Source organism: Streptomyces yamdrokensis, from assembly GCF_053890455.1.
In genome coordinates, this window is sequence record NZ_CM132679.1 from 62,445 (window position 1) to 86,028 (window position 23,584).

At 70.1% G+C, this 23,584-nt stretch carries 14 protein-coding genes and 5 pseudogenes; 10 read left to right on the forward strand and 9 right to left on the reverse strand.

The window, feature by feature from the left end:
• Positions 1-199: 199 nt before the first annotated feature.
• The 4 genes from ACWZEH_RS00320 to ACWZEH_RS00335 form a co-directional block, all read right to left on the reverse strand.
• Positions 200-1,168, reverse strand: a complete 969-nt coding sequence (locus ACWZEH_RS00320; RefSeq protein ID WP_456194940.1) for an anti-sigma factor RsbA family regulatory protein — start codon at positions 1,166-1,168, stop codon at positions 200-202.
• Positions 1,165-1,953, reverse strand: a complete 789-nt coding sequence (locus tag ACWZEH_RS00325; protein ID WP_456194941.1) for an MEDS domain-containing protein — start codon at positions 1,951-1,953, stop codon at positions 1,165-1,167. Before ACWZEH_RS00325 ends, ACWZEH_RS00320 begins: the two co-directional genes overlap by 4 nt.
• Positions 1,954-2,865: 912 nt before the next feature.
• Entirely contained in the window at positions 2,866-4,167 is a 1,302-nt protein-coding gene (locus ACWZEH_RS00330; protein WP_456194942.1) for a hypothetical protein, read from the reverse strand.
• 564 nt (positions 4,168-4,731) lie between these two features.
• Positions 4,732-5,031 (reverse strand): hypothetical protein, encoded by a 300-nt coding sequence (locus tag ACWZEH_RS00335; RefSeq protein WP_456194943.1) that lies wholly within the window; start codon positions 5,029-5,031, stop codon positions 4,732-4,734.
• Positions 5,032-6,081: 1,050 nt separating this feature from the next.
• Between ACWZEH_RS00335 and ACWZEH_RS00340 the strand changes: the two genes are divergently transcribed.
• Complete coding sequence (locus ACWZEH_RS00340) at positions 6,082-7,476, forward strand: serine/threonine-protein kinase (protein WP_456194944.1); 1,395 nt, start codon at positions 6,082-6,084, stop codon at positions 7,474-7,476.
• 92 nt (positions 7,477-7,568) lie between these two features.
• Here ACWZEH_RS00340 and ACWZEH_RS00345 read toward each other — a convergent pair.
• Positions 7,569-7,817 (reverse strand): annotated as a pseudogene (locus ACWZEH_RS00345) (integrase core domain-containing protein); the annotation flags it as partial.
• Positions 7,818-7,829: 12 nt separating this feature from the next.
• On the opposite strand from ACWZEH_RS00345, the pseudogene ACWZEH_RS00350 reads away from it, so the two are divergent.
• Both ACWZEH_RS00350 and ACWZEH_RS00355 read left to right on the forward strand, forming a co-directional pair.
• Positions 7,830-8,474: pseudogene (locus ACWZEH_RS00350) on the forward strand (transposase family protein).
• A gap of 106 nt (positions 8,475-8,580) precedes the next feature.
• Positions 8,581-9,189, forward strand: coding sequence for a dihydrofolate reductase family protein (locus tag ACWZEH_RS00355; RefSeq protein WP_456194945.1), 609 nt, complete (start codon positions 8,581-8,583; stop codon positions 9,187-9,189).
• 100 nt (positions 9,190-9,289) lie between these two features.
• Here the strand turns inward: ACWZEH_RS00355 and ACWZEH_RS00360 are convergent, their stop codons facing one another.
• Together ACWZEH_RS00360 and ACWZEH_RS00365 are read right to left on the reverse strand one after the other, a co-directional pair.
• On the reverse strand, positions 9,290-10,540 hold the full coding sequence (locus ACWZEH_RS00360; protein ID WP_456194946.1) for a poly(ethylene terephthalate) hydrolase family protein: 1,251 nt from the start codon (positions 10,538-10,540) through the stop codon (positions 9,290-9,292).
• A gap of 712 nt (positions 10,541-11,252) precedes the next feature.
• Positions 11,253-11,868: pseudogene (locus ACWZEH_RS00365) on the reverse strand (transposase); the annotation flags it as partial.
• 316 nt (positions 11,869-12,184) lie between these two features.
• Here ACWZEH_RS00365 and ACWZEH_RS00370 point away from each other — a divergent pair.
• From ACWZEH_RS00370 to ACWZEH_RS00385, 4 genes are all read left to right on the forward strand, one after another.
• Positions 12,185-16,474 carry a CHAT domain-containing tetratricopeptide repeat protein gene (locus ACWZEH_RS00370; protein WP_456194947.1) on the forward strand — a complete coding sequence of 1,430 codons (4,290 nt, stop codon included), beginning with the start codon at positions 12,185-12,187 and terminating at the stop codon, positions 16,472-16,474.
• A gap of 12 nt (positions 16,475-16,486) precedes the next feature.
• Positions 16,487-17,488, forward strand: a complete 1,002-nt coding sequence (locus ACWZEH_RS00375; RefSeq protein ID WP_456194948.1) for a hypothetical protein — start codon at positions 16,487-16,489, stop codon at positions 17,486-17,488.
• A 55-nt stretch (positions 17,489-17,543) separates the two neighbouring features.
• A protein-coding gene (locus ACWZEH_RS00380) for an IS5 family transposase (protein ID WP_456194949.1) occupies positions 17,544-18,349 on the forward strand; the annotation gives its coding sequence in 2 pieces (ribosomal slippage) (positions 17,544-17,892 and positions 17,892-18,349; 807 coding nt in all).
• Positions 18,350-18,465: 116 nt separating this feature from the next.
• Entirely contained in the window at positions 18,466-19,278 is an 813-nt protein-coding gene (locus ACWZEH_RS00385) for an alpha/beta fold hydrolase (RefSeq protein WP_456194950.1), read from the forward strand.
• 236 nt (positions 19,279-19,514) lie between these two features.
• Here the strand turns inward: ACWZEH_RS00385 and ACWZEH_RS00390 are convergent.
• A pseudogene (locus ACWZEH_RS00390) lies at positions 19,515-19,739 on the reverse strand (IS6 family transposase); the annotation flags it as partial.
• 19 nt (positions 19,740-19,758) lie between these two features.
• Here ACWZEH_RS00390 and ACWZEH_RS00395 point away from each other — a divergent pair.
• Positions 19,759-19,872 (forward strand): annotated as a pseudogene (locus tag ACWZEH_RS00395) (helix-turn-helix domain-containing protein); the annotation flags it as partial.
• Between the two features lie 278 nt (positions 19,873-20,150).
• Here the strand turns inward: ACWZEH_RS00395 and ACWZEH_RS00400 are convergent.
• Positions 20,151-21,542: an NAD(P)/FAD-dependent oxidoreductase gene (locus tag ACWZEH_RS00400; RefSeq protein WP_456199980.1), complete on the reverse strand. Its 1,392-nt coding sequence runs from the start codon at positions 21,540-21,542 to the stop codon at positions 20,151-20,153.
• Between the two features lie 713 nt (positions 21,543-22,255).
• On the opposite strand from ACWZEH_RS00400, the gene ACWZEH_RS00405 reads away from it, so the two are divergent.
• Both ACWZEH_RS00405 and ACWZEH_RS00410 read left to right on the forward strand, forming a co-directional pair.
• Positions 22,256-22,777, forward strand: a complete 522-nt coding sequence (locus ACWZEH_RS00405) for an integrase core domain-containing protein (protein ID WP_456194951.1) — start codon at positions 22,256-22,258, stop codon at positions 22,775-22,777.
• A 73-nt stretch (positions 22,778-22,850) separates the two neighbouring features.
• Entirely contained in the window at positions 22,851-23,387 is a 537-nt protein-coding gene (locus ACWZEH_RS00410) for a DUF4240 domain-containing protein (protein WP_456194952.1), read from the forward strand.
• The last annotated feature ends 197 nt before the right edge of the window (positions 23,388-23,584 follow it).

Here is a 23,584-nt window from a genome sequence, read left to right on the forward strand (position 1 = left end):
CGTGACAAGACGACATCCCAGAGCACAGAGAGACCCCGGGCCGCAGATGCTCGGGGTCTCGTGCTGAGCGGTACATGGTCCACCTGATGCCCGCCGTCCTGCGAGAACTGGACGACCACAAGCGCGTCGGCCGCAACCCCGATATCCGGGAGGCGGCGAGGAAAGCCGACCGCCGTCTGAAGGGACTGCGGACCAACCGTCAAATTTGTTGCGGAACGTCGATATGGAGGCGGATGGTGGTGCCCTGGTCTCGGGTGGAGCGGATTTCGACCAGGTCGCATAGCTGGTGGGCAAGCCAGAGGCCGCGGCCACCGATCTGCTCGGTGGTGGGGCGGGTGCGGCCGGCCATCACGTCGGTGATGTAGCCGGCGTCGCGGAACTCGCACAGGAACGTCGCGTCCTGGGCCCAGGTGCGCAGGGTTCCGTGGCCCCCGCCGTGCCGGATGCTGTTCGTGGCGATCTCCGTGACGGCGACGGCCAGCTTGCGCTGCTGATCGTCCGGGACGCCCGCGTCCGATGCGCACTGGGCGACCTTCGAGCGGATCGCGGTCAGGTCACCGTGTGTGTAGCTCAGCTCCTGGAAGGGATCGCACGGGGGGTTCAGGGCCTCGAAGGGATACTCCTCGGCCGTGAGGTAGCCCTCGTTGCGAACGTAATGGCCGTCCTGGCGGATCAGCGGGTGACAGCGGGACAAGGACTGCAGGGCGCTCCGGTCCTCGTCGGCGTCGTCGTAGGGGCACAGCATCGACCAGGCGGAGCTGCGGGCGAAGGCCCGGTTCAAGAGCCACTCGTGATAACGCAGCTCAGACAGGTGCGCGGCGTTGCGGGCCTCGCGCCAGGCCGTCTCCCCGATGCCGCGTACCGGCCTGTCACCCTCACCGTGCTCCTTCATCCAGTCCCCCCAGGCGCCGACGAACCGGCCGGGGTTGGGTCCGAGCGTCGTGGTGTCGACGAAAGTGATGGCGGGCTCGTCGGCGAGTTCGCCGCGCAGGAGTGACGCCTTGTCCGAGGGAACGGCGACGACTACGGCCTCGCCGCCTTCCAGGGCCTCGTGGATGTAACCCAGTGTTCCGGACAGGAATTGCGCGTCCCCGCGATAGGGGTAGAGCTCGTGGCGGAACGAGGAGTGGGCCTGGCCGGACCGATGCGAGGGCGAGATCGCGGTCATGCGGCCATCACCACCGGCATGCTGGCGGTCGCGTAGCCGGCGAGTTCCCAGCACAGGCGTACGGTCTCGTTGGCGCCTTCCACGACGATCCGGCGGTCCGGCAGGTGACGGGCGGCGTCAACGAGTGCGTGCATGCCTGCGGCGTCGATCATGTCCAGGGTGTCGAAGCGCATCTTCACTTTGGGTGAGCTCCGGATCGCTGCGCGTACCGCGATGTTGAAGGCGTCCGCACACTCTGAGTCGATCACTCCGTCAACGCTCCAGCTGTCGGCGCCCGTGCTGTACATCCGGAAGGCCGGACGTTCAGCGCGTATGCCCATCTCGTGCGGGTGTACACATGCCACATGTTCCAGCGCAGGCGCGTCCCACTGCGACGGCCTGAAAGCGCACACCACGATGGCGTTGCTCTCCGAGGCGAACTCATCGAGCTTCAGCTCCTGGGCCACCAGTTCCTCGGCCCCGCTGGGCACTGCCGCAGGCACCCGCTCGGTGAGTACGCGCACCGACCGGTAGCCCTCCCTGGCTGCGGTACGCGCTTCCCGGCGCACCGCAGCCAGGACAGAGTCGGGGTCCGCAACGCGTGGAAAGTCAAGAATCACCGAGGCCGATGGCACATCATCACGAGCGAGGCCGGAGGCGGCGCCGGTGGAGCCGACCACCACGATCTTGTCGCCGTACAGAGCACCGTCAGCCACGTAGGCGAGCACATCTGCGAGGGAGGTGGCGGCCGAGTCCGCATGCCAGCAGATGTGGTCACCGAGCTCGACGTCGTCGAACGTAGCCAACGTCCGCGCCGCTCTCACCTGGTCCCCTTTCCCATCTTCCAACCCGTCCCGGGATACAGAGAGTACTGGGCCAGCCGGGAGATCGTTAAGCCGGATGGAGATCGACCGGGTGAGCGTGCGACGGCGGGAGGATCTGTCGCCCGTGTGTCAGCTGGGGCAGCCGCCCAGTGGTCTGCTTCAGGCCACGCGGGCGAATATGTACGGCTTCGGCCGGCGGGAACACCTGCCGGGGGCGCAGACGAACAGCGTGGTCTTGAAGCACGGACACCTCTGCGGCACGGGGCTCTGCGCGCTTCGCGAAGGATGCGGCGCGGCTCCCGCCGGGAGTGAGCCCGCCTGCGCGGTGAAGGTGGAAGGCCGAGAGGCAGGAGATCGAGCCGGCACAGGAGGCACCCACGGCCACCAACGTCGTCAACCTCATGTCGGTCCTGCAAGGCAGCGTCGACAAGGCGTCGCCGCAAGAAGAGCGCCGCCTGAGCCCGGCATCCGTGCCCCCCATGGCGTGGACGGGCTTGTTGCCCCTCCCTCGCCCTTCCGGAACGGACAGCAGGATGGCTTCGCCATGTCGCGAACGCGCCGGGTTCTCGGCAGAGACATGCCAAGGGGTGCCGTGGCCGGCCAGGAGAGTCAGCCGGCGTAGGCGATGGCCAGGACGGTGAGACTCTTCGTCTGCCCGCCGGTGATCACGGGGCGGGCGGACATGAGCCGAGCAGGCCGAAAGTCCGTCGGACCGGCGGCTTGCGCCGCGCACGGCGACGGACTGCGCGTCGTGCCTCCGTCCCCTCTGCACCGAGGGTGCTACAGGTGACGCTGGTCGCGCCAGGAGCGGCACAGGGCAGCGAATTTTTTCCCGCCAGGTCCCGCACCTGGTCATCACGTACGGCGCCAGGACTCCCCTCGGCGGGTCGGCGTCTATTCACGGCCTCGGCATACGGACCAGATTTCTTGCAGGAGTGCCTGGTAGTCCTCGCCGTAGGCGGTCACGGCCGCGTACACCGCATCCAGGGCCGCCTGGAGGGGGTCGGCTTCGGCGGTGGCGAGCAGCGCGGGCAGAGCCATGTGGGGCTGGGACATCCGCAGGGACGGATCCGGCTCGCCGAACGTGACCTCCACCGTGTACGACGTCGCTTCCCCCGGCTGCGGCACCGACGGTGCGGAAGAGCTCGGCGACTTCACCATGGCGGCCGCGGGACCCATGATCCGCGGGACCGACGCGGGCTTGGGCATCGGCGCGTGCGCATCATCACGGGCGGACGGCTGAAAGAGGGGCCGCTTGGGCGGGACCGCCCGGCCGACGGTTCTGTCGGGGACACGCGGGTCGGATGCCAGGGCCCGCCACGTGTGGGCCGGGTCGTCGAGGGGTGGCGGCAGCGGACGGCCCTCGACCAGGGCGCAGATTCCTGCGGCGATCCAGTCGAGTTCGGTAAGACCGGCAACCTCACAGGCGCGGCGTGCAGCCAGCAGGGCTATGCCACGCTGCGCCCCGGGGGCGGCGGCGTCGATGGCGTGAACGAGGGCTGGGTCGAAGGCGAGCAGGCCGCGCACGTTGCCGCCGACGTTGCGCAGGGCCCGGCTCGGCAGTCGTCCGCCCCACCGCCGCCGTTCGTGGACGAGCCGGTGTTCTTGTTCGGCCCGTTCCTGGGCGAGGCGGGCCCGGCGCTCGGCTTCGGCGCGTTCGGCCGGTGTGGGAGGGGGCGGCTGCCGGCGGGCGTAGTCGTGCCAGTACGCGGCGATCGCCGAGGTCTGCTTCAGGACGCGGTCCGGTGCGGGCGGAGCGGGCCAGAACTGCAGCAGGTAGCAGTCCGCCTGAGGCTCCTCGTCCAGTCGGGTGTCCTGTCGGCGTGCCTCGTCCATGCCTTTGGCGCAGTAGCGCACCCGGTAGTCGGTCTCCTCCAGGTCGAGCTCCCAGGAGGCTTCCCCTGCCCATTGCACGAGAGCGCTGCCGGCCGAGGCGGGGTGGAAGGACACCTCCACGGCGTCCTCCCACGCCGGATCCAGTGACGGAGCCTGGTCGTGCACCTCGACGGCGAAGCCGACGCTGCCCGTGTGCAGCCCGGTCGACAGCCACAGCGCGCCGGGGGTCGCTGCCCCGCACAGCCCGGCGTTCTGCCCGGCGAACGCCTCCGCGAGGCCCGGGCCGAAGCTGTCCGGATCGCTCTCGACGTAGATCTGACCGTAGTGAACGTGGACTTCACCCTCAACCGGCCTGAGCACCTTTACCCCCTCGCCGCCAGGAACGCGTCCTGCCCGGCAGCCTACGGCGCGGCACTGACAGCGCAGACGGCGTACACATTGACGGCGACGGCTGCACGAGGGCGGCGGGGTACGGGCCGATGTGGGGGGCTTGCTCAACGAGACCGGGCGGGAGAGAGGACTCGCCGAACTGTGCGGGGTGGAGCCTGAGGTGCCGGCGCGGGCCTTGCCCGCGTGCACCGTGGACGACCCCAAGATCAGCGTCGGCCTGAAGGTCTGCACGGGTGTCGTGATCCGTAGCGCAGTGAGGACTGCCCGGGTGTGCCCGGTGAGCCCGAACGCAGTGCGTTCCGCTTTCCCGGCCCTACGGCTGCGTCCGAGTACCGAGCTGTGGTGGGCCCCGGCCGTGCAACTGCTGAGGAGGCCTGACCCGTCACCACGGGGGGAGTGACGGACCAGGCCCGAGGACACGGTGCCATACCCGTCCTCGGCGCGCCCGGACTGCGGGTGAAGTCGCCGCAGAAAGGCGCGATTGGCCTCCCGGTCTCGAGCAGCCCGGCGGGCACCGCCTTGCGTGGGTGTGAGCTACGGGCCGGGGCGGTGGCGAGGCGGCTGGGCTGTGCCCTGGTCGTGGCCGTGTGCGGGTCGCTGAACCGTACGGTCCGGAGCCCGCCGGCCTGCGGCTGCGCTCTGGCGTCTTTCCTGCCAGAGCGTGGTGATGCGGTCGGTTTCAGGGCCGCCGTCGTCGTGCAGGGCCGCTGCGCTGAACTCGCGAATGATCTGCTGCTTTCGGGAGAAGGCCTCCGTCCAGTCCACGGCGGTGCACTCGTCGGGCGTCTGCTGGGTCATCCAGTACGTCTCGGGTGAGTCCGGTGTGCTGGTCATGTCCGCTTTTTCGTCGTCGGACACCTGCTGATGCTTCATCGTGCGGCGGCACGGTGGGGTCGATCGATGGCTGATCAGGGGCACAGGCAGGGGGCAGTGGCTCGTGGGGGCGGAGGTGCGCGTCCGTGTTGCCAGGCCCGGGTGACAAGTCTGCGCGTTTCGCCGGGGGCTGGATCAGGTCCTCGGAGCCTGTCCCGTCCGGCGGGAAGGGCGGATGCTTCGGCAGGTCTGACGGTCCGCCGGGCGACACGCGCGCAGGAGCTGGCGGCCGATGTGTTCCACGACGCCGTACCTTCTACGACCGCGACCGGCGGCGAACAGGAAGGACGGCTTTTCGTGGCGAAGCGGGGAGGAATTTCTGCGCGGCAGCGCGTTGCGCGGGAGGCGGGCCGGCGGGCTGCCGCAGCCGTACGTCCCGCGGGGGCCAGGACACCCCGCCCACGCCCTCAGTCGCACGATCGGCGGCCGGGATCCTGCGGCCGGCCCGTGCCGAGAGCGATGTCGCGGTCTCGGTGTGTGCTCCCGTGTGCCAGGTCCGTGAGCGGTTCGGCGCCATCCGTGCCGCCTCGCCCGTGCGGCGGCGCCACTTCGACGAGCCCGATCGCCACCCCTACGTCGCCGGGAAGCACACGCTGCACCGCAGCACCTGCCGGCAAATCGAGCAGCGGGTCGGTGGCGTCGAAGGGGACGACTCTCCATTCCACCCCGATATGGCGCGGCGCATGAAATATACGTAACCCGGCAATTCGGGATGAAAGAACGCACGAAACACCCTCTGAGATCCATACGGGGACCGCGCGTCCCTGAACCGCCTCGCCTGATGCCCCCTCGGCCGCCGCGGGAGCGAGGGCATCGTCGTGTTCGGAAAGCCTGCAAGCACCGGCGAGCGCCCGTTTCGCCTCGTGAAGTGCCGTCGCGCTGCTGTGCCGGGGGTATTCCAGCCCTTCGTGGGTACCTGCGTCCGGCGGCGCGTCGACCACGGCTCGCCAGGAGCATTCGCACCTCAATGCAGTGGGAGAGGGAATGAGGTTTCGTGAGTCGGCTCGGGCCATGGCTTCCCGGTGTTCCGCCGAGGTACTGAGCGGCCGGTACCGTCTGGACGATCTCCTTGGTTCGGGCGGTGCCGCCAATGTCTATCGAGGTTTCGATCTGCGATTGAGACGACCGGTGGCGGTCAAGGTCTTTCGTCCTGATACCGGCATCGACGTCGAGGAGGACTTGCACAGCGAAGCAGTGATCCTGGCCCGGCTGCACCACCCCGGACTTGTCACCGCCTACGACGCCGGACAGCACAATGGACGCGTCTTCCTGGTCATGCAACTGATCGAAGGCAACACACTGAGGAACCGCATCGCCAAAGGCCCGCTGCCACCCAAAGCGACTGCCGCACTCGGCGTCGACCTGGCCCACGCGCTGGCTCACGCACACGAAGCAGGAATCGTCCACCGAGACGTCAAACCGTCCAACATCCTCCTGGACGCTTCCCACCGCCCCTACCTGACCGACTTCGGCATCTCCCGACTGCTGGACGCCAGCACCTGCACCGCCACCGGCACGCTCGTCGGCACCGCCGCCTACCTCTCCCCCGAGCAAGTCCTCGGCCAGCCCGTCGGCCGGCCCGCCGACGTGTACGCCCTCGGCCTGGTGCTCCTCGAATGCCTCACGGGCAGGCTCGAGTACGAGGGCGGCCCCCTTGAAGCCGCGATCGCACGACTGCACCGCCAACCCGTCCTGCCCCACTGCCTGCCGGAACAACTGGCTGTCCTGCTGCGGGCCATGACAGCCCTGGACGAGCAGAACCGTCCATCGGCCAACGACTGCGCCCGCACACTGGCGGCATTGGCCGGGACAGCACATCTTGAAGCCGGTCCGTCGGCGCACGCCACAAGCCTCGTCTCCAGCCGCGGACCATCGCAGACGGCCGACCACACGCACATGAACCCGCTGCCCGACAAGGATCAGGCTGCTCCCCGCACTACGCCCGCGCGTGGGCGCACCCTCGTGGCCGGCGCGACCGTTGCACTCGCCGCTGTCATGGCAACCGCCTTCGCCGTCACCGACGACTCCGCCCCACCAGGCGATGACCGAAGCGCGACCAGGACCACGAGTGCCCCCACTGGGAAGTCGGATCCTCCTGACAACGCGGGGCAGAAGGAGCCGGCCACGACGCCTGCGGCGGCGCCACCCTCTGACCACAGCACCTCTGTCGGCACACCCCCCGACGACGTGCCCGGGCAAAGCGTCGGCCCCGCTTCCCCCGACCCGAACCACAAATCCGCCATCGACGCAGCCACACCCAGCGACACGGACACACCCGTGGCGGCAACGCGGGGCAGCGCGGCGACCAAGGCCCCGCACCGACCGCCCGGCCAAGCAAAGAAGGCAGAAAAGGCCGAGAGCAAGGCGCAGCGGAAGGAAGCCAAGAATGCGGCCACGGAACGCTGAAGGTGCGAGCGGGATGCCGGTTGGCTTCGTCGAACCTCGAGCAGTCTCCGGCAGCATGATCTAGGGCCTTGCCCCGGAATCTTGGACACGGGCTACGGGGCTTGAGCCAGGGCAGTTGATGTTGTTGCGAGTGCTGCCTCGTAGGCGATGGGACTGCGTTGTCCGAGACTGGAGTGGTGGCGTCGGGTGTTGTAGCTGTGCAGCCAGCGAAACAGGTCGAGGCGGGCTTCGCGCTCGTCGGCCCGGGCACGGCGGCCCTGGGGAGTCTCTCGTTTGCAGGTCGCGTTGAAGGACTCGGCGAGTGCGTTGTCCGCCGAGCTGCCGACGGCGTTCATGCTCTGCCCAGCCGCACCCTGCGGTACCTGACCGGGCAACTCGCCGTCCGGTGACGGAAGGCCGGCACTCGGTGGCGGCGGTCGGCGGCCGGGCGGCAGGCCCTGCCGGCCCTGGCCCACCTGCGGTGCGGCGACACCTACATGCAGCTTGCCGCCGGGTTCGGCATCGGCGTCGCGCCCGACCGAGGCGATGAAGACGGCACGGACGAAGGCCTTCGTGACCGTGGACGGCGCTCTGCTGCCGATCGACCGGATCGCCGCGGACATCCCGTACCACCCCGCGGCACGGGATGGACGTCCAGGTCCTCACGGACCCGTTCGGGCGACTGTTGTGGGCCTCACCCGAGCTGCCCGGCGCCACACACGACCCGACCGCGGCCCGCGCCCACGGGAGCATCGACGCCCTCACGGAGGCGGGACCCAAACTGGGCGGACGGGGCGCACCAGGACGCCGGCCGCTCCGTCCGTGTCCCGTTCCCGGGTCGTCGGCTCAAGCGGTGGAAGCGACGGCACAACACCATCCACGCCAAGAGCCGCTGCGTCGGCGAGCAGACCATGGCCACCTTGAAAGGCCGGCGCCTGCTGCGGAAACTCCGCTGCAGCACCAACCGCATCATCGACATCGTGAAGGCCGTCCTCGTCCTTCACCACGCATCAGCATGAGGTTGAAAACGGCTCACTGTCTGAACCATCCGCGTGCCGCCCACCGATGACTTCCGGTGGGTGGCACGGTCATATCCGGTACATGCACCCGGATTCGGAGGACACCATGCCGCGGAAGATCACCGCCAGCCTGTTCATCTCGCTCGACGGCGTCGTCGAGGCGCCCGATCAGTGGCATTTCCCGTACTTCAACGACGAGATGGGAGCCGCCGTCGGCGCGAGCCTGAACACCACAGAGGTCCTGCTCTTCGGCCGCAGGACATACGACAGCTTCGCCGGCGCCTGGCCCGAGCGGGAAGCGGCGGGCGGCGAGGAGGCGGGCTTCGCCAAGCAGCTCGGCGACATGCGGAAGATCGTGTTCTCACGCCGGCGGCTCGACCTGCAATGGCGGAACTCCGAGCAGGCGCAGGGTGACGTCGCCGAGGTCGCCGCCGCGCTGAAGAGCGCGCCGGGCGGTGACATCTCGCTGAGCGGCTCGGTCTCCGTCGTCCGGCAGTTGCTGGCCGCGGGCCTCCTCGACGAACTGCACCTCCTCGTCCACCCCATCGCCGTACGCGAGGGCATGCGTCTGTTCGACGAGGGCGAGCCGTCGATCCCGCTGAAGCTGCTGAAGTCGGAAACGTTCACCACGGGCGTGCTGAACCTCGTGTACGGGCCCGACACCGCGCCGCCGACGGGCGGTTACGAGGATGCCGTCGCCACGCTCGGGGAGTGAGGGCCACCGCGGAAGACGGAGGCCCGGCAGCCCGGGGGCTCCCCCGGTGCCGCCCCGCGCGGTATGAACGGCGGGGCGGCGCCGGCCGGTTGTCGTGGTGTCACCAGTTCTTGTACCGGACGTCGCCGAGGCCGCAGAAGGCGCAGTCGGGGCTCAGGAAGTCCTGTGTGCGGCGGAATTCCTCGTCGGCCAGGTGCCACCGGAGCCAGGCGGTGATGATGTGCCGGCCGTTGCGGGTGGCGAGGATGTGGTCGGTGCCGTCGAGGATGTTGAACCACACGGGCACGTCGGTGTTGATGTAGTCGCGTTCCGTGTTCGCGGTGGCGAAGTCCTCGTCACCGCCGATGTAGAGGGCCGGATTGCGGAGGCTGTCGGGGCCGTTGCCGTCGAACGAGCCTCCGGCCACGTGGACGGTGGTTTCCAGCCGCGGTTCGTCGGCCACGTCGAACGTGCCGATGGACCCGCGGGAGTGGCCGCCGAAGGCAACCTCGGAGGTGTCGAGGTCCCCGTACAGCGGGCTGCTCGGACTGGCGTTCTGGTTCTCCAGCCAGTCGAGGGCGTCGACCATGTAGGCGCCGCTGCTGGACGAGACCTCGCTGTAGACGACGAACCCGTGCGAGGCCCACTGTCGCAGCATGTCCTCGTAGTCGGCGGGGTCGGACCCCGCGCCCGGGCCCCAGACGAAGACCGGGTGGTCCACACCGTTCTGGCCGGCGTTGGCCGGGTACACCAGCCAACCGTCGTTGCCGGGGCCTGCGGAGTCGTCGACGGTCACCGAGTACGGGCCGGGCTTGGTGACGTCGTCCACCGGGGGCAGTGACCCGGTCGGCGGGTCGGTCGGGCCTCCGCCGCCGGCGGCCTCGATCAGCACGTCGTCGACGGTCAGCGTCTCCAGGAGACTGTTGGCGTCCAGTGAGAACCGCAGTCGCAGGTCACCGCCTTCGGCGGAGTCCGGCAGGGGGAACGACACCGCGCCCGTGGCGGTGCGCGCCGATTCCAGCGTGGTGAACGAGCCTCCGCCGACCGAGTAGGCCACGGTGAAGGTCTCACCGAGGTCCAGCCCCGATGCCGCCCGGGTGTAGGACAGTGTCAGGTCGCCGTACCCGGTCAGATCGATGGGTGCGGACACCATGGAGGGGGCGGAGGCGAGCGACCCACTGAGCCGGGCGCCGTACGTTCCGGTCCTGACGGAACCGGAGGCAGTGAAGGTGCCGAGCCCGTCGGAGAAGTCCTCGCTGTAGACCGGCGTGGCGGCGGAGGCGGGGGTTGTCGCAACGCCCGCGGTTCCCACGGCCGTGATGCCGACGGCCACGGCGCCGAGTAAGCGCAGGCGCCCGCTGATACGAGACATGTCCGAGATCCCTTCTGGCCACGCCGGTCGACTGCGTCGGCGCACCCTTGTCGGTTGCACGAGTCGTGCCTGCTTCCGATCCCCGCGGATCGTTCCGGGATCGGCTCGCACCGAGTCAAGCGGGCGGTCGGGGTGGGGGAATCGGTGAAATCACCGGCCGGGCCGACGTCGGCGGACAGGGCGAGCAGCACGACCGGAGCGCCGGCACTCCGGTCACGGGCCGAGCGTCGTCGGCTTCGGGGCGTTCTCGGCCCCGGCGTTGTGGTTGCCGCACATCGCCTGCCGGTACAGCGCCGACAGCGCGTCGTCGATGGGGTGGCGCTGCGGCAGCCCCGGGAAGTCCAGAACCTGCTGGCGAGATCCCGCCGACGCCGCGACCGGGCCCGGGCTCGTGCCCTACATCATCCAGTGCGAAGGCGAGGAGTCGGGGCCCGGAAGTCACTGCCCGGCGCCAGTCCCTCGAACAGGCGAGCAACCCACTCAACCTCGTCCCCGGCTCCCTCAGCAGGCTTGAACACGAAGGTGATGCCCCTTCTCGTGGTGCAGGCGACCAGTCGTCTGATGCAGCGGGCAGGACGGTCGGGTTGCCGGTGTAGAGGGCGTCCATGCTCTCGTTGGAGACGTAGCGGCGGGGGAAGGCGATCCATTCGTCGTGGAGTTCGGCAAGGGCCGCGATGGCGAGGCGCAGGACGACGGACGGGTTCGAGAAGACCTGGACGACGCCGGTGGCGATGACGATCGCCTGGGAGACGATGCGGTGCTCGACGCGGGCCCTGACGTAGGTGGTGTCGAGGAAGAGGTGGGGGGGGAAGCGGATGTGGTCCAGTGGGCGGGTCCACAAGGCGTCGAGCCGTTCGTCCAGGTCCGCGCGGATCCGGGAGACCTCGCTCTTGGACACCCCGGCGTCGGAGCCGAGGGCTTTGACGAGGTCGTCGACCATTGGGGTCTCCCCCTGCTCGAGCGGAGCCGAGAGCTTGGGGAAGGGTGGAGAGCCCGTGGACGTAGGCCTCCATGATGACCGCGTAGAGGGCCTGGTCGATGCGGAGCCGACGTTCCAGCAGGCTGGGGAAGAAGTTCCCGGCCCGAAGTTTCGGGATCGCGAGTTCCAGGTCGCCTGCCTGCGTGGTCACGGTCTTCTCACGGTGTCCGTTGCGCCAGGTGGTGCGGGTGTCAGTGTGTTCGCCCCACTCGGCTCCGATCTCCGTGGTGGCCTCGGCCTCGATCAGTTCCTGCAGCAGCCGCTCGCCGACCTCCCGGACGAGCTCAAGACCCTCCGCCGAACGTAATGACCCAAGCAGGCGAAGCAGGTCATGCCGGGACAAGGCCACCGCGCACCCTCTGGAGTCGAGCTTCCCCTTCAATCAGGACAGTTGCACAGTGTCCTGCCGGTTGAGCAGGGAGCAGACACCGGCAGACGGCGCAGACCAGGGAGCGGAACCCGCGCACTCAGCCGCGGAGATCCCCTACACCACACAGCGGGACGCCGTCCTCGGCAGCGCCTCACCCGGGTGCGCAGGACGATGAGGGCATATGGACGCCACCTCGTACCGCGAACACCATGGCAACCGGCCGGCATCCGCACCGCAACGGTCAGATGCGAACATCTACTTGCTGCACGAAGCGAACGCAAGCCACGCTTGCCCGATGGGGACGGGCAGCGGGGCCGCGGGTGGGGACGAGGACGCACCGTCGGGGGAGGAACGTGTTCCGGATGTGGCACGGGAGTTCGCCGCCGCGTCGCGCCGACACAGCGGCCCGCCCGAGCAGGTGTGGGACGAACTCGCCGACGCGTACGGGGCGGAGTTCGTGCAGCACCAGGAGAGAGGGCTCTCCGAGGCGGCGGTCGTCGCCCGCCTGCGGGCGCTGGACCTGACGCCGTACGACCACCAGGATCGCGGCCGCCGGCTGGAGGACCTCGCGCGGGACGCCCTCGAGGCGTACGAGCGGTTCGCCGAGCCGAAGCACGGTCACCTCGCCCTGGCAGCGGTGCGCAGCGCCCTGACCGTGGTGGGCGAAGGGCGGGCATCCCTCCACGAGCTGGCCGGACACGTGCTGCTCGCACGGTTCGAGTTCGCACACGGCCCAGGGGACGACGAACCGCCCGAGCGGCAGCCCGAGGGGCTGCTCGCCGGATCCCGCGCGTGGGACCTGATCGCGTATCCCCGCACGCCCGGCCCCGGGGAGACGGGTTCGACAGGGACCCGGGACGTACGTGATCCGCGCGACCTGGCCGAAGCGCTGCGGCACTACCGCCGGGCGGCCGACCTGGCGCAGACCGGGCCGGAACACGCCCGGTACCTGAGCGGTCTGGGCAACGCCCTGCTGTTCGCGTACGAGCACGACGGCGAGGACGACACCCTCGAGGAGGCGGTGCGCTGCCTGGCGGACGCCGCCGAACGGACACCGGCCGCCGCCCCCGCACGCCACGCCGTCACCGGCAACTACGCCAACGCACTGTGCACCCGGTTCGGGCGGTACGGCGATCCGGCGGATCTGGACCGGGCCTACGAGGCCGTAGCCGAGGCGTACCGGCTGACCGGGCCGGACCACCCGGCCGGCCCCCTGTGGGCCACCATCCTCGGCAACGCCCTGGTGATGCGGTTCGGTGAGCGCGGCCATCCGGAGGACCTGCGGGAGGGTGTGAAGGTCCTCGCGGAGGCGGTGGAGCGCACCCCGGGCGACCACCCGGACCTGGTCATGCGGCTGCGCCACCTCGGCGTGGCGTACGCGGAGGCCTTCTGGCTCGACGGCGACCTGAACCTCCTCGACCAGGCGATCGGCACCCTGCGCCATGCCGTGGGCGCGGCCGGCCCTGATCACCCGGAGACCGCGACGCTCAACGGAAGTCTCGGCAACAGCCTGCTGCTGCGGTTCCAGCGGCGCGGCCGCCCGCACGACCTCGAGGAGGCGGTGGAACACCTGCGCCGGGCCACCACCCTCGGCCCGCCGGGCGACCCGCACCGGGACCTGTGGACCGGCAATCTCGCCTCCGCCCTGGAACAGCGCTTCGGGCTGACCGGTGACCCCGCGGACCTGGACGCGGCCGTCGCCGGCTACCGGCGATCCGTCGAGGCCGCCGCCGACGGGCACCGCGACACGCCGGTCCGCAGAGCCCATCTCGGGCTGATCATGGTGCTGCGCTTCGAGGTCCACGGGGCGTTCGCGGACCTGGACGCTGGGGTCCGCCTCATGGCCGAGGCGCTCGGCGACCTGCCTCCGAGCGGACTCGTACGCGGCCAGTACCACGCCAACCTCGCGACCGCCCTGCACACCCGCTTCGTCCACCTGGGGCATTGGCCCGACCTGGATGCGGCGCTCCGGCACACCGAAGCGGCCCTGACCATGCTGCCGGCCGGCTCCGCGGACCGGGTCGGCTGCCTCAACAACCAGGCCACACTCCTCACCACCCGGTACGCGCACACCGGGGACACCACCGAGCTCCAGCGGGCCGGAGCCGTGCTCGACGAGGCCCTGAACTCGCTCGCGGAAGGCGAGACGGCCAGGGCGGCGCTCGCCCAGAACCGGGCCCAGGTGCTGTTGCAGGCCCACCTCGCCGGGGCGCGGCAGGAATCCGGGGAGACGGCACTGCTGGACCGGGCCTGGGCGGACCTGGAGACGGCGCTGACCGTCGGGGGCCGCATGGCGTCCGACCAGGCGATGACACTCGAACTGCAGGGAGCAGTGCTCCTGCAGCGGTACGAGGCAGCGGCCGATCCCGACGATCTCCGCCGCGCGGAGGAGGTACTGGAGCGAGCCGTCGCCCGGCTCGGCGACACCCTCGGTGACACCCGGCGGACCATGGCACGGCATCGGCTCGCGGTGGTCCAGCGCGCCCAGGGCAAGCTTGCGCTCAGCCGTGCCACCGGACTGGGCATGCTGGCCGACCGGGCCTGGGACGTGCTGCTGCAGTCCGGGACGGACGACGGGCTGCTGGCCGCCCGGCGGGCGGCGGAGACCGCCACCCAGGTTCTGCACTGGTGCCTGGAGGACCGCGCGCCGCAGGACGCGGTGGCCGCGGCCGAGTCCGCGCGGGCGCTCGTGCTGTTCGCGGGCAGCGCGTCCGCCACCGTGCCGGAGCTGCTGGACGAGGCCGGTGAACCCGGACTCGCCGAAGCCTGGCGACAGGCTTCCCGGCGGAACACGGCCCGCAGGTTCGTTCGCCTCCCGCCGCACGCTGTGGGCTCCCCGGCCGACGGCCTCACCTTGGCGGGCGCGGGGCCGGGAGGGGGCACGGGCGCGCGGGCGGGCAGTGTCCCAGGCTCGCGCGGCGACGGCACGGACACGCCCGGCGTCGTCCCGATCACTGCTGGCGGCGCCTCTCCGGGGGACCTGCCCGTCGTCCCCGACGACGTGCGGCACCGGGCGCTGGAGGTGGTGTACCGCCGCGTCGGCGGCGAAGCGGCGGCGCCTCTGGTAAGTGCCCCCTCCGGCACCCGCATCGGCAAGGCCCTCGCACGACTCGGCGCGGACGGACTGGTCTATCTCGTCGCCGGTGAGGAGGGCGGCTCCGGTTGGGCACTGCTCGTACGACCCGACGGAAGCGGCCGCGTCCTCCCTCTCCGGGGACTCGTCCGGACGGGACCGCTCGCCGCGTTCCTGAGCGCACACGACGCCCACGTGGCCGCCGGGACGAAAGGTGACCGCACCCGGTTGAGGACCGCGTGGCGTTCCGCCCTGCACGCGGTGTGCGACTGGGCCTGGCCCGCCGTCGTAAGCCCGGTCCTCAAGGAGTTCGGCCGGGAACCCGGCGAAGACCGCGCACCGCGTCGCGGTCGCGCCGGCGGCGCGGCATCGGGGAACCGCCTCCGGCTCTACCTGGTTCCCACCGGGCCGCTCGGACTCGTGCCCTGGCACGCCGCGCGAAGGCCGGTCCCCGGCAGGCCCGGCCAGTACCGGTACGCGGTGCAGGACGCGGCCTTCTCGTACGCGGCCTCGGGCCGCGAGCTGATCCAGGCAGCCGACCGGCGGTGCGCGGGGGCGGACGGCGCCGCGCTCGTCGTACGGGACCCCACCGGCGACCTGGTGCACGCCCGCAGGGAGGCCGAAGGCGTCCGGGCAGGCTGGCCCGGGCCCGCCACGCTCCTGGGCGGCCAGGGCGCCGCGGACGCGCCCCCGGCCACACCGAACCGCGTCCTGTCGGCCCTCCCCGGCCGGGGCTCCGTCCCATGCGCCCTGCTGCATCTGGCATGCCACGGCGCCCTCGTCCAGCCACCGACCGAATCCCATCTGCTGCTCGCGGGCAGACAGCGGCTGACCGTCCGCCGTCTGCTGGCGCCCCGGCTCCAGCGCCCGCTCCAACAGTCCGAGCAGGGCGGACAGGAACCCGGGCCCCTGGCGGTCCTGTCCGCCTGCGCCACGGGGGTCCCCTCCGGGGACTACGACGAGGCGCTGAGCCTGGCCACCGCCTTCCTCGCCGGTGGCGCGTCCGCCGTCGTCGGCTCCCTCTGGCTCGTCGACGACCGGTGCACCGCCGACCTCATGCTGGACTTCCACCGGCGGCTGCGGGAGCGGGACATGGCGGCCGCCGACGCCTTGCGCGAGGCACAGCTCGCCGCACTGCGCACGCCCCGAGACGCAACCCGGACGGCGGTGGAAGGACGCGGCTCCGGGAAGGAGAGCCACAGGACCGACGACACCGACCCCGCCGATCCCTATGTCTGGGCAGCCTTCATCCACCACGGCCGAGGAGAACTCATGGCACCGGAGCCGCACGAAGACGAACCGGCGCAGAGCCCCGACGACGGCACCGCGCCGGCCACCCCGTCCGCCCCGGACGAGCGGATCTTTCCGACCCGGCGCGCCCCGGCGGAGATGGATTACTGGCAGTGCCCGAACCCTCAGTGCACGCACCAGGCACTGGGCGACGACGAAGGCCCGTTCGAGGACGAGTGCTGTCCCGTCCACCCCGCTCTGGCCCTCGAACGCACGGAATGAGCCGGGCCAGCCATGGGAGACCTCGCGAAAGGACTTGTCGAACCGCTCGCCCGCCGGTGGAGCAGGGCCATGGGCGGTGCAGTGGTGTGCTTCTGGCTGCTGGGCGTCGTCCTCTACTTGGCCCGCACACCGCCGCGCCAGATCGACTGCGGCCGTGACGACGCGCCGGGTGCGCACCTCGTCTGCCTGGTGACGCGGCACGGCGGCTTCGGCGTCGGGGTCGCCACCACCGTCGCCCTGGGCATCGTCGTCGTATCCGCCCTGCTCACCGTGTGGTGCACGCCCGGAGTACTCAATCTGCTCAGCGGTGCCTGGCCGGACGTGCCCCCGCTGCGGTGGTGGGCGCGGCAACGTGTCGAGGCACACCGTGAGCGACGCAGGAAGTTGGTCGGAGCCATGGGGCCGGCGACGAACGACATCCTCGCAGTCCGCCGCGCCGCAGCCGCCTCCGTCGCCCGCCGCCATTACCCCAAGGGCAGCACGACCCTCCAGCCCACCCGGATCGGAAACGCCCTTGCCGCCACCGAACAGCGGGTGGAGGAGCGGCACGGGCTGGATCTGGAGCTGTGCTGGCGGCCCCTCGTCCAGGTGGTCGACCAGACCGCACGGACGCGTCTGGAGACCACGTCCAGTCTGATCGTCGCCCGGACACAGGCCGTACCGTTCGCCGCGGGACTGCTGCTGTGGACCCCGCTGCTGCCCACCTGGTGGGCCCGGGGCGCGTACGCGGTCAGCTGCCTGCTTCTGGTACTGCTCGCCTGCCGGGCGGTCGCGGGGGCAGTGGACGCGTACTGTGACGCCGCGGAGGACACCTTCCTGGTCCACAGGGCCGGTCTCTACCGCGCGCTGGGCTTTCCGCTCCCGACCACCACCCGGCACGAGCGGAACCAAGGCCGGGACTTGAGCAAGTACCTGGCGAAGCGAAGCCTGTCACCGGTCACCTTCGACTGGCCCGACCCTCCGCTGCTGCTCCAGCCTCCCTCCCAGCCGCCCACCGCACCGGGGCAGACTTGACTTCCTCCCCCGCCTAAGACCGTGTTCTACGTGGGACTGGCTCGTTGGACTCATCATGGGGCGGGGTACGTGGAGGTGGATTGTTCCGGACGGGCTGTGGGAGATCGCGGAGCCGCTGATTCCGCCGTCGAGGGTGCGGCCGCAGGGCGGCGGGACGCAGGACACGCCTGATGAGACGCTGTTCGCGGCGATCATCTACGTACTGGTGTCCGGCTGCGCATGGCGGGCACTGCCGCCGTGCTTCGGCATCTCGAAGTCGACGGCCCACCGCCGGTTCCTGATCTGGTCGCTGACCGGTGTCCGGGGCCGGCTGCACGAGGAGATCCTGCACCGCCCGGACGACGCCGGCCTGCTCGACCTGTCCCGGGCCGTCCTCGACTCCGCGCACGTGAGGGCTAAAAAAGGGGCGACCTCACAGGTCCGAGCCCCGTGGACCGGGGCAGGCCGGGTTCCAGGATGCACGTCCTGCCGGACACGAACGGACTGCCCCTCCTCGTCGGCCTCTCCGCGGCCAACGTCCACGACAGCCTCGCACTGAAGTCGATGGTCGAGGGTCACCAAACGAGACACGACCCCCACCGCGGCCGGTACTTCAAACCTCAGTGTCTGCATGCCGACAAGGCATACGACGTCCCTCACCTGCGTAAATGGCTATGGGGCAGGCGCATCGGCGTGCGCATCGCCCGCAAGGGGGTCGAGTCCGGCGAACGGCTCGGTCGCCGAAGGCGGGTCATCGAACGGACCATGTCCTGGCTCACCGGCTACCGCCGCTACGAACGCCACCCCCGCAACTACCTGGCCTTTCTCGGTCTCGCCGCCGCCCTCCGCTGCTACAAGCGACTCGTCCGACTCGCCACGTAGGACACGGTCTTACTACTGGGCGGCCTTCTCACACCAGGGCCGGTGAGCTGGAGCCTGGCTGGCGTGCCGTGCTCGACGGGCGGACCCTTGAAGGAACCGTGGAGGAAGGAGGGCCGATGGGACGGTATGTGCGCGCGGACGGACTGGACATCTGGACCGAGCAGGTCGGCACCGGGCCGGACGTCCTGCTGGTCGGAGGGCTCGGTGACACCGTCGAGTCCTGGCAGTTTCAGCTCGACGGGCTGGCCGACCGCTACCGGCTGACCACCTTCGACAACCGGGGAGCGGGCCGGACCGCCATGCCCGAGGGCCCTGTCTCGGTCGAAGCGATGGCCGACGACGCCGCCGCGCTGATGCGGGCACTGGACATCCCGTCCGCCCACGTCGCCGGCTTCTCCGGCGGCAGCGTCATCAGCCAGGAGCTGGCTCTTCGCCACCCCCGGCTGGTGCGCAGCCTGGTCCTTCAGAGTACCTGGTCGGTGCCGGATGCCTACCTGCGCCGGTGGGGCTTGTTCGTCCGTTGGCTGGTCGAAACCGCCCCCGGCGAACGCGCGTTCCTCGAGGGCTTCTTCCTGGACATCTACACGGCCCGGGCGCACAACGACGGCACGGTCGACCGGTTCATCGAGGACGCGCTCGCCTTCCCGCACAAGCAGACGACCGAGAACCTGAAGCGTTTTCTCGACGCCGTCCTCGACCACGACACGACGAACCGTCTGCCGGACATCGACGTGCCGACGCTGGTACTCGCCGGCGGCCGTGATTCCACCAGCCGCCCCGAACTCTGCCGCGCCGTCGCCGACGCGATCCCCGGCGCCCGGTTCGCGGTCATGGAGGAGGAAGCACACCAGCCCTTCCAGGAGATCCCCGACGAATGGAACGCCCGCGTCGACGCGTTCTGGCGGGAGACGGAGACCCGCACCGCATGACTACGAGAAGCTCAGAGCCTGACCGAGCTCGGGAACCGGTACGCCAGATCAGCGGCTTGGCCTTCGCTTCCTCGCTCTCGAACGACACCACGGCCGGGTGGTTTCCCTTGGGCAACAGGTGGACGGTGCACAGGGTCAGCGTCGAGCCGTGCTGCAAGCGGGGGCCTTGTCACGTCGACTGAGGGATGACCGCCCGAGGTTGTACCAGGGTACGGGTGCGCCGGTGCGGGTCTGGATCAGACATCGGCGGGCTGTGCGGTGGTGCCGGTGGTCTGGTCCCAGACGGCGAAGCGGGTGATCATCTCGGTGCTGTGGTCGGGAGCGGTCATCCGGTGCCGACGTGGCCGGAAGCGGGGTGAAATGCCGCTGGACGCGGACAGGAATCTCTGGGCTCCTCCGACGCTGCGGAAGCCTTTCACCGCGCGTTCGCGCTGCCGTGTTGGCTGGTGGGAGTTCCCGGCTCAGCTGTTCGGGCTTTTGTTCGAGGTCGGGCAGACGACCAGAGCCATCGCGACCGCTCTCAGGGTGTCGGAGCGGTCGGCGGAACGGTGGCGACGTCAGTGGCGTGAGGACGGTGCACTTGGTGTCGCCTCGAACCGCTTGACCCGTAGCAGGCCGCCGGAATCAGCCGAGCGATGCCCAGCATGCTGCCGTACGGCGGGCAGCGCACCGTCTCCAAGCCGAAGGTCACGTCGAAGCCGGCCGCCACCGTGTCGGCCGCACCTACACCCAGCGTCGCGCCCATCCGCGCTTCTCCCCCGCCGCGCTACGACCGGCGTCTCGCGGTGTGTACGGCAAGGCCGACTGTCTGTGGCGCTTGGCCGCGGCCGTCGGGTGGATCACAGTGGGATGGCGGTGATGCGCTGCGCGGTTCATCGGTCGGCGGAGGATCTTCCCGGACGGTGCCTGCTGCTTCGGCATTCCTCCGGTGTCGCCGGTGGCTCGGCCGGGGTCGTCGGGGGCGGGCGGAAAAGGACGGCCCGGGCCACGGACGGGGTGAACAGGGCGGTGACGGGAGCGGAGAGGGTCAGTACGGAGCGGAAGACGCGCCCCACGACCGGGTCGCCGGGGTAGCACGCCTGGACGCGCTGCAGATACCAGTCGGCAGCGCGGTCTGCGGGCCCGAGGCCGACTACGGTGCCGGTCGCGCCGGGCATCTTGCGATCCGCCCCGGCGGAGATGTTCCACGCCTGCCGGGACGCCGCGAGGAGTGCCCGCTGCACGCACCGCGTCGTAGAAGTCCGGCGCGGATCGGCCAGTGCATCACGCAGGGCGACCGCACTCATCGCGGCGACGGCCATTCCCTGCCCATAGACCGGGTTGAAGGTGCACAGGGCGTCGCCTGTGGCGAGGAACCCTGCCGGGTGGCGGCCAGGCAGGTCGTAGCGGCGGCGGATGTTCGCGGTCTGCCGGTAGCCGAACGCCGGTGAGAGCGGTTCGGCCTCCTCCAGCCACCGATGCAGGAGTGGATGCGGCAGCCTCTTCGTGTACGTCACGAACTCGTCTTCGGCCGTGGGTGGTTCGTCGCCGCGCAGCCCCGAGACAATGACCAGATGGGTGCCGTCCTCCAGCGGCAGCGCACCGCCGGCGTGGATCTGGGCCGGGCTGGGATAGACGTAGTAGCCGGCTGTGTCGCCGTCAAGGAAGCCGTCCCTGCCGCGGTAGAGGCGGGATGCGTACGCAAGCCCCGTGTCGATGGTCTCCTCGTACGGGGCTCTGGCCCCGATCGCCGTGAGCCATTGCGGGGCCTTCGTGCCGCTGCCTGACGCGTCGATGACCAGGTCGGCCTTGAGGGCACGCTGCTCCCCGCGGGCGCCACCGGAGCGGTCCCGCAGCAGTACACCCCGTACACGCGAGGCGTCACCGAGGAGCCCGAGTACATCGGTCGCCTCCATCACGCTGATCCCTGGATCGGCGAGGACACGCCGCCGCACCAGCTCTTCCAGCTGTGCGCGGGAACCGGTGTAGATGTGCGTGGTTGCAGGCAGCCGCCGGAACCAGCGCCCGTCCTGCCACAGCACCAGGTCCGACGGCATACCCACCCGCGGCGCCCCCGCCGCCTCCAGTTCCGCGAGAAAGCCCGGCAGCAGCGACTCCAGGGCCAACTGCCCGCCCTCCAGCAGGACATGCGGATGCCGGCCCTGCGCCACTCCGGGCCGCGGTTTCACGCCCTCCGGGAACCTGTCGCGCTCGACGACGGTCACCCGCTCGGCGTGCCCGGCCAGGACATGCGCTGCGAGGAGCCCTGCGAGGCTCCCGCCCACGACGACCGCATGCCGCTCGTCCCGGCCTCCGTCTACGCCCCAACGGCTTTTCTTGCCGGCAGAGTTCACCGATTCGTCTCCCTGATCACCGTGTCGTGAAAGACATCAGTATCCGGCACCGTCGGGCGAATTGACCGCGTTCACTGCATTCACGCCCCCCGAATACACCCTTCACACCCCGGCCCCACCATCGGAGCACGCGTCACCCACGGACAACCGGAGCGGGAGACGGCACTGCGCGAACTTGACCCGGGCTGCAACCCTGCATGGTCGGCGGAACGGCAGCGACACTCCGCCGCCGTACGCGAGCTGCTCGCGAAGGCTTGCTGTCCGGCCCGGGAGGTGATCGCCACCCACGATCGGCCCTTGACGGCTGTCGTGCCGGCCGGGACCTCTGGCCGCGGGCAACGCTGCCCTTGCCGAATACCTCACCCATGCAGGTAAAAGCGGGTTTGAGTGCCGGTCAGTGGTTGCCCGAGTCGGTGCTCCCACGCGGTCGGTGGTGGTCGTGGCACGGTGCTCGGTCGTGTTGCCGGGACTGACGTACCTGGGTACGCCGAACACGTTCGCGATGCTGTGGCTGCTGCCGATGAGCGGCCGCGGGAAGGATGTAGAAACCCTGGCCCTGCGCCATCGGATTGCGCTCCCGGGTCCACGCCCTGCCGACCTGCGACTTCTTCGAGGCCGTCACACTGTCCGGGGCCCGCTCGTACGTGTTCGTCGCGGTCGAGCACGCGAACCCGCGGATCCGGATCCTGGGCGCGACCGCGCATCCGACCGCGTCCTGGGTGGTCCAGGCGGCGAGGAATCTTGTCATGGACCTCGATGGCGCCGACTGCCGGGCGCACCGTCTGATCCGGGACCGGGACGGAAAGTTCCCACGGTTGTTCGACGAGGTGTTCAAGGAGGAGGATATCGAGGTCGTGCTCAGCGGCTTCCGGGTGCCGCGGACGAACTCGATCATGGAGCGGCGGGTGCAGACCTGTCAGCGAGAGCTGCTGGACCGCATGTTGATCCGGAATCAGCGTCACCTCCTGTACGGGCTAAGCAAGTTCAAGACGTTTCACAACGAGCACAGGTCGCGCCAGGGCCTTCCGAACGCCCGCCCCCTGCACCCGCTGCCCACTGCCCGCTCCGATCGAGGACCCGGGCCGCCCATCTGGACATACGCCGACAAGCGCGGCTTGGCGGCACCCTTCACGAGTACCAGCATGCGGCCTGAACAGCACGGATGAGGTGTTCGGCAAGCGGAGGGCCAATCTCCTGGGACCAGTGCCATGTCAGTACCAGGTGGCATGCTCTGCCGCCATGAACAAACAGCAGTTCTGGCAGCTCATCGCGACAGCCCGCAACCAGGCGTCCAACCCGAACGACGGAGAAGAAGTTGTCCGCCGGGCAACCTCGCTGCTGGCCACACGCCCGGCCGAGGAGATCGTTGCCGCTCAGCAGGTGTTGTGGGACCTGATGGCCGACTCCTATACGAATCCTCTCTGGGCCGCTGCCTACGTGCTCAACGGCGGATGCTCCGACGACGGCTTCGACTACTTCCGCGGCTGGCTGATCACGCAGGGACGCGAGGTCTTCGAGTGCATAGTTGCCGACCCCGACGCCCTCGCAAAAGTGCCCATCGTGCGAGCTTCAGCGGCCGACGGCGTCGATCTCGATTGTGAGGAGGCGCTGAGCGTCGTCTGGAACGCACACGTCATGGCGACCGGCAAACAACTCCCGGACGACGCGTTCACCATCCGATACCCGGAGCTGGACCCCACTTGGGACTTCGACTTCGACGACCGAGGCGAAATGACCCGCCACCTGCCACGCTTGGCAGCTCTCTACCTGGAGTAAGCGGCGAATCGCGATCACGAGACACCCAGCGAAGGCGGGACTTCCCGGCGATCACTGTCCATCACGCCCTGCCCCAAGGCCGGTATAGGGCGCGGCGGCCCCCAGTCGAGTTGCGGCCCGTCCCGTGCGGGGCAACGGTTGAAGAGGGCGCCTCCGCCTCTCCACCGGTTGCCGAATGAACGAGGAGAAGGGACACA

Coding starts and splice junctions, on each gene's coding strand:
- ACWZEH_RS00385 (WP_456194950.1), top strand. CDS start 18,466: ATGGGACGGTATGTGCGCGCGGACGGACTGGACATCTGGACCGAGCAG.
- ACWZEH_RS00375 (WP_456194948.1), top strand. CDS start 16,487: ATGGGAGACCTCGCGAAAGGACTTGTCGAACCGCTCGCCCGCCGGTGG.
- ACWZEH_RS00370 (WP_456194947.1), top strand. CDS start 12,185: ATGGGGACGGGCAGCGGGGCCGCGGGTGGGGACGAGGACGCACCGTCG.
- ACWZEH_RS00410 (WP_456194952.1), top strand. CDS start 22,851: ATGAACAAACAGCAGTTCTGGCAGCTCATCGCGACAGCCCGCAACCAG.
- ACWZEH_RS00320 (WP_456194940.1), bottom strand. CDS start 1,168: ATGACCGCGATCTCGCCCTCGCATCGGTCCGGCCAGGCCCACTCCTCG.
- ACWZEH_RS00340 (WP_456194944.1), top strand. CDS start 6,082: ATGGCTTCCCGGTGTTCCGCCGAGGTACTGAGCGGCCGGTACCGTCTG.
- ACWZEH_RS00355 (WP_456194945.1), top strand. CDS start 8,581: ATGCCGCGGAAGATCACCGCCAGCCTGTTCATCTCGCTCGACGGCGTC.
- ACWZEH_RS00335 (WP_456194943.1), bottom strand. CDS start 5,031: ATGACCAGCACACCGGACTCACCCGAGACGTACTGGATGACCCAGCAG.
- ACWZEH_RS00360 (WP_456194946.1), bottom strand. CDS start 10,540: ATGTCTCGTATCAGCGGGCGCCTGCGCTTACTCGGCGCCGTGGCCGTC.